Origin of the sequence: Mediterranea massiliensis, from assembly GCF_900128475.1 — a bacterium.
GTDB lineage: Bacteria > Bacteroidota > Bacteroidia > Bacteroidales > Bacteroidaceae > Bacteroides > Bacteroides massiliensis_E.
In genome coordinates this window covers 265,142-277,675 of sequence record NZ_LT635839.1, presented here as the reverse complement: position 1 = coordinate 277,675, position 12,534 = coordinate 265,142, and the positions used below count along the sequence as shown (strand labels likewise).

General features: G+C 60.9%; 10 protein-coding genes and 1 pseudogene. 6 read left to right on the top strand and 5 right to left on the bottom strand.

The window, feature by feature from the left end:
• A pseudogene (locus BQ7483_RS14610) lies at nt 1–467 on the top strand (hypothetical protein); the annotation flags it as partial.
• A gap of 75 nt (nt 468–542) precedes the next feature.
• Here BQ7483_RS14610 and ybeY read toward each other — a convergent pair.
• Genes ybeY through BQ7483_RS14595 form a run of 3 tightly spaced genes read right to left on the bottom strand, consistent with a single transcriptional unit; the run spans nt 543 to nt 3,212 of the window.
• On the bottom strand, nt 543–971 hold the full coding sequence (gene ybeY / locus BQ7483_RS14605) for an rRNA maturation RNase YbeY (RefSeq protein WP_072546389.1): 429 nt from the start codon (nt 969–971) through the stop codon (nt 543–545).
• A 9-nt stretch (nt 972–980) separates the two neighbouring features.
• Nucleotides 981–2,210, bottom strand: a complete 1,230-nt coding sequence (locus tag BQ7483_RS14600) for a nucleoside recognition domain-containing protein (protein ID WP_022021562.1) — start codon at nt 2,208–2,210, stop codon at nt 981–983.
• Nucleotides 2,211–2,219: 9 nt separating this feature from the next.
• Nucleotides 2,220–3,212, bottom strand: a complete 993-nt coding sequence (locus BQ7483_RS14595) for a M28 family metallopeptidase (RefSeq protein WP_407657232.1) — start codon at nt 3,210–3,212, stop codon at nt 2,220–2,222.
• 127 nt (nt 3,213–3,339) lie between these two features.
• Here BQ7483_RS14595 and BQ7483_RS14590 point away from each other — a divergent pair, with 127 nt between their 5' ends.
• The 5 genes from BQ7483_RS14590 to BQ7483_RS14570 all read left to right on the top strand — a co-directional run bounded on the left by BQ7483_RS14590 (nt 3,340) and on the right by BQ7483_RS14570 (nt 9,382).
• Complete coding sequence (locus BQ7483_RS14590; RefSeq protein ID WP_072546387.1) at nt 3,340–4,044, top strand: DNA alkylation repair protein; 705 nt, start codon at nt 3,340–3,342, stop codon at nt 4,042–4,044.
• Nucleotides 4,045–4,133: 89 nt separating this feature from the next.
• Nucleotides 4,134–5,168, top strand: coding sequence for a Holliday junction branch migration DNA helicase RuvB (ruvB, locus tag BQ7483_RS14585; protein ID WP_072546386.1), 1,035 nt, complete (start codon nt 4,134–4,136; stop codon nt 5,166–5,168).
• An 11-nt stretch (nt 5,169–5,179) separates the two neighbouring features.
• Nucleotides 5,180–5,557, top strand: a complete 378-nt coding sequence (locus tag BQ7483_RS14580) for an endonuclease domain-containing protein (RefSeq protein WP_072546385.1) — start codon at nt 5,180–5,182, stop codon at nt 5,555–5,557.
• Nucleotides 5,558–5,764: 207 nt separating this feature from the next.
• Entirely contained in the window at nt 5,765–7,213 is a 1,449-nt protein-coding gene (locus BQ7483_RS14575; protein WP_072546384.1) for a lipopolysaccharide biosynthesis protein, read from the top strand.
• 27 nt (nt 7,214–7,240) lie between these two features.
• Nucleotides 7,241–9,382, top strand: a complete 2,142-nt coding sequence (locus tag BQ7483_RS14570) for a S46 family peptidase (RefSeq protein WP_072546751.1) — start codon at nt 7,241–7,243, stop codon at nt 9,380–9,382.
• 130 nt (nt 9,383–9,512) lie between these two features.
• On the opposite strand, the gene BQ7483_RS14565 is transcribed toward BQ7483_RS14570, so the two are convergent.
• Nucleotides 9,513–10,439, bottom strand: a complete 927-nt coding sequence (locus tag BQ7483_RS14565) for a hydrogen peroxide-inducible genes activator (protein WP_022021568.1) — start codon at nt 10,437–10,439, stop codon at nt 9,513–9,515.
• A gap of 27 nt (nt 10,440–10,466) precedes the next feature.
• Nucleotides 10,467–12,368 (bottom strand): DEAD/DEAH box helicase, encoded by a 1,902-nt coding sequence (locus BQ7483_RS14560; protein ID WP_022021569.1) that lies wholly within the window; start codon nt 12,366–12,368, stop codon nt 10,467–10,469.
• Nucleotides 12,369–12,534: the final 166 nt, after the last annotated feature.

Genomic DNA, 12,534 nt, shown 5'->3' with positions numbered 1-12,534 from the left:
CCGCCTTCAGCCTTGAGCAGCGGCTGAACGCCCGCCTCAGTCTGCAGGCCACGGTGGACGCCATGCGGATGAACATGGCCTACTTCAACCGCCGTTTCTCGGTGGGACTGTCGGGGGCTTTGGTCTACCGGGCGCAGGACCACCTGTGGTTCACGGCCTTCGGCTCCGCCTACAAGGGCGACTTCCTCAACATGAAATCCTATTCCTATGGCGGCACGATAGGGTTCGACATCACCGACCGCTTCAGCCTGGAGCTGGGCGTGCAGCGCTTCTACAACGACCTGACGGGCCGCTGGGAAACGATGCCCGTGGTGATGCCCGGCTACCGCTTCAGCGACAAGTTCAAGCTCCAGTTCGATGTGGGGCCATTGATTTACGAGCTCATCCGCAGCATCATCATCGACCACCGCGGCGGCAGTTCGGACGGCGGACCCACGATACGGCCGCCGGTGCCGGGGTTCAGGTAGCGGTTAGTGGCGTATATAGCGGTGAGCGGTTAGTGGTTAACGGTTAGCATCCTACCCGCATGGTATACTAACCGCTCACCGCTCACCGTTAACCGCTAATTCCAGCGCCCTGTTCTCCGCCTCCTCCATGATTTCCCGTTCGCCGGGACCCTTGTCGTTGATGCCGCAGAGGTGGAGGATGCCGTGGATGATGACGCGGTTCAGTTCGCGGCGGTAGTCGCCCCCGGCAAACTGGTCGGCGTTGGTGCGGACGGTGTCGAGGCTGATGAAGAGGTCGCCGCTCAGGCGGTTGCCCTCGCAGTAGTCGAAGGTGATGATGTCCGTATAGTAATCGTGCTGCAGGTACTGGCGGTTCACCTCCAGTATCTTCTCGTCCGAGCAGAAGATGTAGGCTATCTCGCCGATTTTCTTCCCGTAGGAAGCCGCCACGGCCTTGATCCACGCCGTGGTTTCGCGTTTCTGGATGTCGGGCATTTCCACGCCCTCAGTCTGGTAAGTTATCATATCCGATGTTTAAAAGAACCAATAGCTGACGATGATGCCCGCCACGATGCCCGAAAGGTCGGCCAGCAGGCCGCAGACGACGGCGTTGCGCGTGCGGGTGACACCCACGCTGCCGAAGTAGACGGCCAGGATGTAGAACGTCGTGTCCGACGCGCCGCGCACCACGCAGCTCATGCGGCCCACGAACGAGTCGGCGCCATACTGGTTCATCGCGTCGATCATCAGTCCGTTGGCCCCGCTGCCGCTGAGCGACTTCATCAGGGCCGTGGGCAGTGCGCCCACGAAGCTCGTGTCGATGCCGAACCAGCCTACCACTGCGCCGATGCCCTCGACCAGCAGGTCCATCGCTCCCGACGTGCGGAAGACGGCGATGCCCACCAGGAAGGCCACCAGGTAGGGAATGATGCGTACGGCCGTGGTGAAGCCCTCCTTGGCCCCCTCGATGAAGGCGTCGTAGACGTTCGTCCGCTTCCACACGCCCCACAGGATGAAGAACAGGATGATGCAGAACAGGATGACGTTGGCCGTCAGGGTGGAGTAGGCGCCCATCTGGTCACGTCCCAGGCGGACGAAGAGCCAGATGAGGGCGGTGAAGAACAGCGCGATGCCTCCCACGAGCATCAGGATGGGCTTGCACAGCAGGTTGATGCGCTGGCTGGCGGCCACCACGGCCACGCCCACGAAGGTCGACACGGTGGTGGTGAGCAGCGTCGGGATGAAGATGTCCGTGGGCTGGGCGGCCCCCATCTGCGCGCGGTACATCATGATGCTGACGGGTATCAGGATGAGCCCCGAGGTGTTGATGACCAGGAACATGATCATCGGGTTGGTGGCCGTGTCCTTGCGCGGGTTCAGCTCCTGCAGCTCCTTCATCGCCTTCAGGCCCATGGGTGTGGCGGCGTTGTCCAGCCCCAGCATGTTGGCCGAGAGGTTCATGAAGATGCTTCCCATGGCCGGATGCCCCTTGGGAATGTCGGGGAACAGGCGGCAGAATACGGGGCTGAGCCAGCGCGACAGGGCGCCTATCAGTCCGCTCTGCTCGCCTATCTTCATGAGGCCCAGCCAGAGGGCCAGGATGCCGGTCAGTCCCAGCGAAATTTCGAAGGCGTTCTTCGACGAGTCGAACGTGGCGTTCACCAGTTCCGTGAAGATTTCCATGTCGCCCAGGAAGACGAGCTTGCCCAGCGCGACGATGAAGGCGATGACGAAGAAGGCCACCCAGATGTAGTTCAGTACCATGTTATCGTGTTAATAGTTGTCTTCATTGGCCAGGTTCCACGCGTTGAGGAACGAGGCTTTGGTTATATCGACGACCTTGTCCCAGTTCAGGCGGTCGGCGTGGTCCGAGGGTTGGTGATAGTCGGGGTGCCCGTCCGTGTGGTACCAGATGACGGGGATGTCGCGCACGGCGAACGAGGCGTTGTCGCTGCCTCCCACGGGGCGGTCCCACGCGCGGTAGTCGGGCTCCAGGGCGAGGCCGTAGCGGTCGATGTCGTCCTTGAGCCACTGTCCGAAGGCCGGATGGGCGGCGGTGTAGAAGTAGACCACGTGGCGCGGACGGTCGGGCAGGTGGTTGCGCCCGATCATGTCGAAGTTCAGATACCCCTTGACTTTTCCGATGAAATCGCAGCTTTGGACGAAATGCCTGGAGCCCAGCAGCCCTTTCTCCTCACCGTCCCAGAAGGCGATGATGACGTTGCGCAGCGGTTTCTGTCCGCTGGCCTGGAAGGCGCGGGCTATCTGCAGCACGGCCGATACGCCCGAGGCGTTGTCGTCCGCTCCGTTGTAGATGGAATCGTCGGCCAGTGTTGCGTCCGTGCCCAGGTGGTCGAAGTGGGCACCCACGATGACATATTCGTCCGTCCGCTCCCCGGGGATGATGCCCAGCACGTTGGCCATGTGCAGCACGCGGTGCGTGCCCTGCTTGAGGAGGGCGATGGAGTCGGGGTGTACCTGCCAGCGCGCCCCTTTCTGCTGCCTCTCCTTGGCGCAGGCCTCGAAGGGTTGGTAGTAGCTGTCGCCATAGAGCGGACGGATGCCCGCCTCCCGCAGGTTGGCGGCCAGGTAGCGGGCGGCGATGCGCGAGCCGTGCAGGCCTGCTTCGCGCCCTTGCAGTTCGTCGTCGGCCAGGAAGCCCACGATGGCCTCGGCCGAAGCGCGGTTGATGCTGTTCAGACCCCGCTGGACGGCGGTCTGTGCGTGGATGGGAGAAAGGCTGCCGAAGCAGGCAGCCCCCATCATCAGGAGGGAAATGACTGTTCTTTTCATACGTAGCGGCAAAATTACGGATTACTTTCCACAAATTGTCGAATTTTGCCGTATTTTTGCCCTCTATACTAACCGCTAACCCTTATTCACTGACCGCTAAATGACCAAGCCCGAAGAAATACAGGCCGAACTCGAGGCCTACATCGACCCCGTGAAGCGCGAATACCTGCCCAAGTTCTTCAAGACGGGGCGGGGAGAGTATGGCGAAGGCGACCGCTTCCTGGGCGTCGTCGTGCCCAACGTACGCCTCGGGGCCCGCCGCCATAAGGACGAACCCGCCGAAGTGGCTGCCGCGCTGCTCCGGAGCCCCTGGCACGAGTGCCGCCTCTGCGCCCTGCTGATGCTGGTGGAGCGCTTCAGGAAGAGCGATGAAACGGGGCGGAAAGCCATCTTCGACTTCTACCTGACGCAGACGGCCCGCATCAACAACTGGGACCTGGTGGACCTCTCGGCCCCCTACATCGTGGGCGAATACCTGAAGGACAAGCCCCGCGACGTGCTCCGCCGCCTGGCCGCCGACCCGCTGCTGTGGAACCAGCGCATCGCCGTCGTGGCCACGATGCCGCTCATCAAAAACGGCGATTTCACCGACATCCTGACCCTCGTTCCACACTTTTTCCACACGCCCCATGACCTGATGCGGAAGGCCTGCGGATGGATGTTGCGCGAGGTGGGCAAGAAGGACAAGGCCGTGCTCGTCCGCTTCCTTGAGGAGCACTGTCAGGTGATGCCCCGCACCATGTTGCGCTACGCCATCGAGAAGTTCGCCGACGACGAGCGCCGCCGCTTCATGCAACGCCGCTGAGGGGCGGAGAGGAAAAAACTGAAAACAATGTTTTCATCTTTTGTACTTCCCTTGGTTTGCACTATCTTTGTCTCGTATAAACACACACTATGGAACAAGAAAACTTTGACATACGCAACCAGCAGCCGATGAACAGCCGCGAGCGCGACTTCGAGAACGTGCTCCGCCCGCTGGCCTTCGAGGACTTCAGCGGTCAGGACAAGGTGGTGGACAACCTCCGCATCTTCGTCAAGGCGGCTCGTCTGCGCGGCGAGGCGTTGGACCATACGCTGCTCCACGGCCCTCCCGGCCTGGGCAAGACCACGCTGAGCAACATCATCGCCAACGAGCTGGGCGTGGGCTTCAAGATTACCTCCGGCCCCGTGCTCGACAAGCCGGGCGACCTGGCGGGCATCCTGACCAGCCTCGAGCCCAATGACGTCCTTTTCATCGACGAAATCCACCGCCTCAGCCCCGTGGTGGAGGAGTATCTCTACTCGGCCATGGAGGACTACCGCATCGACATCATGATCGATAAGGGGCCCTCGGCTCGCAGCATCCAGATAGATCTGAACCCCTTCACGCTGGTGGGCGCCACCACGCGCAGCGGCCTGCTGACGGCTCCGCTCCGTGCGCGCTTCGGCATCAACCTCCATCTGGAGTACTACGACAACGACGTGCTGAGCGCCATCATCCAGCGTTCGGCGCGTATCCTCGACGTGCCCTGCTCGTCGAAGGCGGCGGCCGAGATTGCCAGCCGCAGCCGTGGTACGCCCCGTATCGCCAACGCCTTGCTGCGTCGCGTGCGCGACTTTGCGCAGGTCAAGGGTTCGGGCAGCATCGATACCGAGATAGCCCGCTACGCCCTCGAAGCGCTGAACATCGACCGCTACGGGCTCGACCAGATCGACAACAAGATCCTGACGACCATCATCGACAAGTTTAAGGGCGGTCCTGTGGGCCTCACGACCATCGCCACCGCCTTGGGCGAGGATCCCGGCACCATCGAGGAAGTCTACGAACCGTTCCTCATCAAGGAAGGCTTCATCAAGCGTACCCCCCGCGGCCGCGAAGTGACGGAGCTGGCCTACAGGCACCTGGGGCGGAACTTGTATAACGGAGGGCAACCGTCGTTGTTTGACTGAGCAGAGGAGGTATGACTGATCGGATGAATCGGGCAGAGTGGTTGGAACGGCGTCGGGAACTTCGGCAGGCATTGACTCCGGCAGAAGCCGTCCTTTGGCGGTTGCTGAAAGGGCGTCAGCTGGAAGGGTTGAAATTCAGACGGCAGCATAGTGTGGGACCTTATATTCTGGATTTCTATTGTCCGGCCTTGAAGCTGGCGATAGAGCTGGATGGAGCGTCGCACGCCTGTCGGGAAGAGTATGACGGACAGCGTACAAGCTATCTGTCGGAAAAGGCAGGCATCACGGTATTGCGTTTTGAGAACCGTGTGGTGTTCGAAAACCCCGAACAGATATTTCGGGAGGTAAAGGAACTGATGGATGCCTGTAAAGGCAGACAAGAAAAATGAATGCAAAAGTATCTTGAACTCTCCTCCTTCTGGAAGGAGGAGTACCCGTAAGGGGGAGGTGGTAGGTGGATACATATATTGTGCCATAAGGTGTCGGATTAACCTACCACCCCGCCCGTTGGGCACCCCTCCTTCTAGAAGGAGGGGAGTTGTGACGGTATTATAAACGTTGATTATAACGAACAAGTAAGAAAGAACTACAATAGAATGGCAAATCTGAAATCGCTTGCTAAAGACACCGCCATCTACGGCCTGAGCAGCATCGTAGGGCGATTCTTGAATTATCTGCTGGTGCCCGTCTATACGATGGCCATGTCGGCCGAGTCGGGAGGCTATGGCGTGGTGACGAACGTCTACGCCTGGGTGGCACTGGTGCTGGTGCTGCTCACCTTCGGCATGGAGACGGGCTTCTTCCGCTTCGCCAACAACGGCAAGGACGACCCCATGCGTGTCTACTCCACCACGCTGATGGGGGTGGGCGGCGTGTCGCTCACGTTCCTCGTTCTGGGACTGGTGTTCCTGCAGCCCATCGCCGGCCTGCTGGGCTACGCAGCCCATCCCGAATACGTGGGCATGATGATGGCCGTGGTGGCCATGGACGCCATCCAGAGCATCCCCTTTGCTTACCTGCGCTACAAGAAGCGCCCCATCAAGTTCGCCGCGCTGAAGCTCTTGTTCATCTTCCTGAACATCGCGCTGAACCTCGTCTACTACGTGGCGATGAAGGGCAGCGACGTGGGCTATGCCTTCCTGTTCAACCTGGTCTGCACCTTCACCGTCATGCTCTGCATGATACCCGAGCTGCGCGGCTTCCGCTACGTGCTCGACCGCGCCCTGCTGCGCCGCATGCTGTCCTACAGCCTGCCCCTGCTGGTGCTTGGCCTGGCAGGCATCCTGAACCAGGTAGCCGACAAGATTATCTTCCCCTACGTCTATCCCGATGCTGCCGAGGCCAAGGTGCAGCTGGGCATCTACGGTGCGGCCAGCAAGATAGCCATGATCATGGCCATGCTGACGCAGGCCTTCCGCTATGCCTACGAACCTTTTGTCTTTGGCAAGAGTCGCGACAAGGATAATCGTGAGGTCTATGCCGCCGCCATGAAGTATTTCATCATCTTCACCCTGCTGGCCTTCTTGGCCGTGATGTTCTACCTCGACCTGCTGAAGTTCATCATCGGACGCGACTACTGGGCCGGCCTGCGTGTGGTGCCCATCGTGATGGCGGCCGAAATCTTCATGGGCGTGTACTTCAACCTGTCGTTCTGGTACAAGCTGATCGACGAGACGCGCTGGGGCGCCTACTTCTCGCTGACGGGCTGCGCCGTGCTGGTGCTCATCAATGTGCTGTTTATCCCGCGCTACAGCTACATGGCCTGCGCCTGGGCGGGCTTTGCGGGCTACGGAACGGCCATGCTTCTGTCCTACTTCGTGGGACAGAAGAAGTACCCCATCCGCTACGATCTGAAGGCCATCGGACGCTACGTGCTGCTGGCCGCCGTGCTCTACCTGGCTGCCGAGTACGTGCCCATCGACAACCTGTGGCTGCGCCTGGCTTGGCGCACGGTGCTGCTGCTGGTGTTTGTTGCCTATATCTTGAAACATGACCTGCCTCTGAGTCGCATCCCCTTGCTGAACCGGCTGGTGGCGAAGAAATAATCTGTGAACAAAACGAAGAAAACGATGATGAGAGACCTGAAATACCTGCTGCTGGCTGCCGTCTGCCTGCTGGCAAGCGTGGCCGCCCTGGCCGACGAAGGCATGTGGATGCCGGGCAACCTGGACAAACCGACCGCCCGCACCCTGAAGAAAATGGGACTGGAACTGAAGCCCAGCGAACTGTACAGCCCCCGCAAGGCTTCGCTGAAGGACGCCGTAGTGAGCTTCGGCGGCTTCTGCTCGGGCGTGGTGGTGTCCGAGGACGGACTGGTGCTCACCAACCACCATTGCGGCTTCGGCAGCGTGCAGGAGCACTCCAGCCTGGAGCACGACTACCTGAAGGACGGTTTCGTGGCCCGCACGCGTGAGGAGGAGCTGCCCAACCCCGCGCTCTACGTCCGCTTCCTCCTGCGGCAGGAGAATGTGACGAAGCGCGTGCTCTCCGCCGTGCGTCCCGGGATGGACGAGTCGGACCGCGCCAATGCCGTCGACTCGGTGATGCTGGTCGTCGGGGCCGAAGTGTCGCAGAAGGACTCCACGCTGACGGGCGTGGTCGATGCCTACTACGGCGGCAATGAATTCTGGCTCTCCGTCTACCAGGACTTCAACGACGTCCGGCTGGTGTTTGCCCCGCCCTCGTCCGTGGGCAAGTTCGGCTGGGACCAGGACAACTGGATGTGGCCGCGCCACACGGGCGACTTCTGCGTCTTCCGCATCTACGCCGACCGCAAGAACCGCCCCGCCGACTACTCGCCCGACAACGTGCCCTACCATCCCCGCTACGCAGCCCCCATCTCCCTGGAAGGCTACCGCGAGGGCGACTTCTGCATGACGATGGGCTATCCCGGCACGACGGAACGCTACCTCTCGTCGTTCGGCATCGAGGAGGCCATGAACGGCATCAACCAGGCCCAGGCCGACATCCGCGGCGTGAAGCAGGCCATCTGGAAGCGGGCCATGGATGCCAGTGACGACATCCGCATCAAGTATGCCTCCAAGTACGACGAAAGCTCCAACTACTGGAAGAACAGCATTGGCACGAACCGCTCCATCCGCCGCCTGCACGTGCTCGAGAAGAAGCGGGCCCTGGAGCGTGACCTGCAGGACTGGATACGCCGCACCCCTGCCGAACGCGACAGCCTGCTCCACCTGCTCACCGACCTCGAGCTGGCCTATAAGGATCGGCGGGCGGCCAACCGGGCGCAGGCCTACCTGCTGGAGAGCTTCCTCAACGGTCCCGAGCTGGTGCAGCTGGCCCTCAGCATCCTGAACTTCGACTTCGGCGCCGACCCGAAGGTGGTCGAGGCCAATCTGCAGGACATCGTGGACAAGTATGCCAACCTCGACTTGAACATCGACAAGGACGTCTTTACGGCCCTTCTGAAGGAATATCCCCGCCACGTGGAGGCCGAGTACCTGCCGCCCCTTTACGATTCCATCGCCACCGTCTATGGCGGCAATGAGCGGGCCTACGTGGACAGCCTCTATGCCCGTACGGCCATCGCTACGCCCCGCGGGCTGCAACGCTTCCTGGAGAACGACACCACGCTGAACCTCTTCAACGACCCGGCCATCAGCCTGGGCATCGACCTCATCACCCAGCTTTTCGACATGAACCTGCAGATGCAGGCCTCCAATGTGGCCGTGGACCGCGGCGAGCGGCTGTTCAACGCCGCCGTGCGCCGGTATTACCACGACCGCCGCTTCTATCCCGATGCCAACTCGACCATGCGCCTCAGCTTCGGCACGGTGCGGGGCTACGACCCGGCCGACGGGACGCATTACCGCTACTTCACCACCGTACGCGGCATTCTGGAAAAGGCCCGCGAACATCGTGGCGAGCCCGACTTCGCCCTACAGCCCGAGCTGGTGAGCCTGCTGGAGGGCGGTGACTACGGCCGCTATGCCGACCGCAGCAGCGGGGAGATGAAGGTGTGCTTCATCTCGGACAACGACATTACGGGTGGCAACTCGGGCAGCGCCATGTTCAACGCGCGCGGCCAGCTGCTTGGCCTGGCCTTCGACGGCAACTGGGAGGCCATGAGCAGCGACTACCTCTACGAGCCCCGCCTGCAGCGCTGCATCGGGGTGGACATCCGCTACGTGCTGTTCATCATCGAGAAATATGGCAAGGCGGGCCGGCTGATAGAAGAATTGAAAATCGGATAAAGGGCGTATTCATCGAAAAAGAAAAGCAATGTTTCCTGGTGGAATATTGCTTTTTTTATGCGGAAACATTGCTTCCTGCCGTGGCAAACATTGCCGCCTCCTGCCGGAGGGAAGCGGCCTGACTCTTGGCTTATATCAGCTGCTGGGTGGGCTGGGGAGAAAGCATGTCGGACGGGACGGCTTCCTGTATGGCCTGCCGGAGGGTGTCGAGCAGGGTGTGGCGGATGAAGTGGCGCGATGTGAGCATCACGATCTGCCGCGTGGGGCGGGGCACGGCGAAGGAACGTACCAGCTGGCGCTGCGCCTCGCCCAGCTGGAGCACGGCCAGGCCCGGGATGAAGGTCACGCCCTTGCCTCCCTCCACCATGCGCATGAAGGTTTCCATGCTGCCCAGGTGGTAGGTGAGCTGGCTGGCGCGGGCGTTCTTCAGCTGGCAGAAGCGGACGAGCTGGTCGCGGAAGCAGTGGCCTTCGTCCAGCAGCCAGAGCTGTGTGCCGGCGAGGTCGGACGTGCGGATGGTGTCGCGGGCGAAGAGCTCGTCCTCGCGGGCCACGTAGGCGTAGAACGATTCGTAGAAGAGCGGGGTCTGCACGAAGTTGTCCATGCCGTCGAGGGCGGCCACGATGCCTGCGTCAATCTCTCCCTCGGCCAGCGCCTGGCTGATGGCGGCCGTCTTCATCTCCGTGACGCGGATGTCGAGCTGCGGATGCCGCTTCACGAGCTGGGGGAAGAAGCGGGGCAGCAGGTAGGGGGCGATGGTGGGCAGGATACCCAGGTTGAAGGTGCCCGTCAGCGTCTGCTTCTCTTCGGCCACGATGTCCTTGAGGCGGGCGGCTTCGGCCAGTACGTGCCGGGCCTGCTCCAGGATGAGCCGTCCGGCGGGCGTAGGCTCCACCGACTGGCGGGTGCGGTCGAAGAGGCGGGTGTCTAGCTCCTCTTCCAGCTTCTGGATGAGGGCGCTCAGGGTGGGCTGCGTCACGCCGCATTGTTCGGCGGCCTTGCCGAAGTGGCGGTGCTGCTCCAGCGCGAGGATGTATTCCAGTTGTTGCAGGGTCATGGTATCGGTTGTTCAGGGTTCTGCGGTTTATTCCTTTTTCTTCTTCGACGGCTTGGCCCATCCTTCTTCGCTGAAGTCGGGTTCGGCTCCCTTGAGGTCGTTGTTGTGCTGGAAGAACTGCTTCCAGTCGTCCTTGCGGCCGCGGGGCTTGGTGTAGCCCCGTTCTTCTCGGCTGGGCTTGGTGCGCTTGGGTTCCTTGGCCGGCTTCTCGGCACGGGGCTTTGCGGCCTTCTTCGTTTCGGGCTTGCCGCCTTCGCTGCGTCCGTCCTTCTTTTTCTTCTTTCCGTCCTTTTCATCGGCTTCGCCGGCCCGTTCGACGGATACTTTCCGTCCGTTCCAGCGGGTGCGGTTCAGGGCCTTGATGACCGTGTCGGCTTCGGTTTCGTCCACCTCGAAGAACGAGAAGTTGCGCATCAGGTCGATGCGTCCCAGGTCTACGCGTCCTTTCGTGTTGCTGTTGATGAGTCCGATGAGGTCGTTGGGGAAGAAGTTGTCCGTCTTGCCGATGTTGATGAAGAGGCGTGTGAAGCCCTCTTCGGCCTTGCGGCTGCCGCTCTTCTTGCCTTTGCCGTCCTTGGCCGCCTTCTTCTCTTCCTTGAGGCTGACGGTCTCGATCTCTTCGCGGTCGCGGTAGTACTCGGCGAAGCGGTTGAACTCGTGCGACACCATGCGCTTGATAAGGTCTTCCTTGGACAGCCAGTCCAGCTTACGGCAGACGTCGGGCATGAAGTCGGCGATTTCTTCCTCGTTCACCTTGACCTTCTCCAGGTCGTCGATGACCTTAAGGAGCTGTTTCTCGCAGATCTGCTTGGCGGTGGGCATGACGCCGGGTTCGAACTTCTTGCCGATGATGCGTTCTATCTCGCGCATCCTGCCCTTCTCGCGCAGGTTGATGATGGCGATGGAGGTACCCGTCTTGCCGGCGCGACCGGTACGTCCGCTGCGGTGGGTGTAGCTTTCGGTGTCGTCGGGCAGGCCGTAGTTGATGACGTGTGTCAGGTCGTCCACGTCCAGTCCGCGGGCGGCCACGTCGGTGGCCACGAGCAGTTGCAGGTTGCGGATGCGGAACTTCTGCATCACGGCGTCGCGCTGTGCCTGCGACAGTTCGCCGTGCAGGGCGTCGGCGTTGTAGCCCTCCTGCATCAGCTTGTCGGCTATCTCCTGTGTCTCCTTGCGGGTGCGGCAGAAGATGATGCCGTATATCTGCGGATAGTAGTCAACGATGCGTTTCAGCGTCTCGTACTTGTCTTTGGCGTGTACGGCATAGACGATGTGCTTCACGTTGGCCGTCCCTTCGTTCTTGCGTCCGATGGTGATTTCCTTGGCGTCGTGCAGGTAGTTCTTGGCGATGCGGGCTATTTCGGGGCTCATGGTGGCCGAGAAGAGCAGGGTGTTGCGTTCCTTGGGCACGTCGGCCAGGATGGCGTTGATGCTGTCGGTGAAGCCCATGTTGAGCATTTCGTCGGCCTCGTCCATCACCACGTTCTGGATGGTGGCCAGGGAGACGGTCTTGCGCTCCATGAGGTCGAGCAGGCGGCCGGGCGTGGCCACGATGATGTGTACGCCGCGTTTCAGGGCCTTGATCTGGCTCTCGATGGACGAACCGCCGTAGACAGGCAGTACGCGCAGGCCGTCGATGTATTTGCTGTAGTCGTTCAGGTCGCCCGCTATCTGGAGGCAGAGCTCCCTCGTGGGGCAGAGCACGAGCGACTGGGGAATGTTTTCCTTTACGTTGATTTTCTGTATGAGCGGCAGGCCGAAGGCCGCCGTCTTTCCGGTGCCTGTCTGTGCCAGGGCCACCACGTCGTTGTTTTCACCCAGGAGGTAGGGGATTACTTCTTCTTGTACCGGCATGGGCTGCTCGTAGCCCATCTCTTCGATGGCGCGGCGTATCTCCGGCGACACACCGAGCTCTTCAAATGTCTTCATTAAATCTTTGTATTTCTTTGATTTCGGGTGCAAAGATAGTGCAAACCGAGTGAAGTACAAAAGCGGAAACGTAGTTTTCGGCTTTTTACTTCCGAGGTGCCGCCTGTCTTATGGAAAGATAGTGCAAACCGAGTGAAGTACAAAAGCGGAAACGCAGTTTTCGGCT

Coding starts and splice junctions, on each gene's coding strand:
- ybeY (WP_072546389.1), bottom strand. CDS start 971: ATGATAACTTACCAGACTGAGGGCGTGGAAATGCCCGACATCCAGAAA.
- BQ7483_RS14600 (WP_022021562.1), bottom strand. CDS start 2,210: ATGGTACTGAACTACATCTGGGTGGCCTTCTTCGTCATCGCCTTCATC.
- BQ7483_RS14595 (WP_407657232.1), bottom strand. CDS start 3,212: ATGATGGGGGCTGCCTGCTTCGGCAGCCTTTCTCCCATCCACGCACAG.
- BQ7483_RS14590 (WP_072546387.1), top strand. CDS start 3,340: ATGACCAAGCCCGAAGAAATACAGGCCGAACTCGAGGCCTACATCGAC.
- ruvB (WP_072546386.1), top strand. CDS start 4,134: ATGGAACAAGAAAACTTTGACATACGCAACCAGCAGCCGATGAACAGC.
- BQ7483_RS14580 (WP_072546385.1), top strand. CDS start 5,180: ATGACTGATCGGATGAATCGGGCAGAGTGGTTGGAACGGCGTCGGGAA.
- BQ7483_RS14575 (WP_072546384.1), top strand. CDS start 5,765: ATGGCAAATCTGAAATCGCTTGCTAAAGACACCGCCATCTACGGCCTG.
- BQ7483_RS14570 (WP_072546751.1), top strand. CDS start 7,241: ATGAGAGACCTGAAATACCTGCTGCTGGCTGCCGTCTGCCTGCTGGCA.
- BQ7483_RS14565 (WP_022021568.1), bottom strand. CDS start 10,439: ATGACCCTGCAACAACTGGAATACATCCTCGCGCTGGAGCAGCACCGC.
- BQ7483_RS14560 (WP_022021569.1), bottom strand. CDS start 12,368: ATGAAGACATTTGAAGAGCTCGGTGTGTCGCCGGAGATACGCCGCGCC.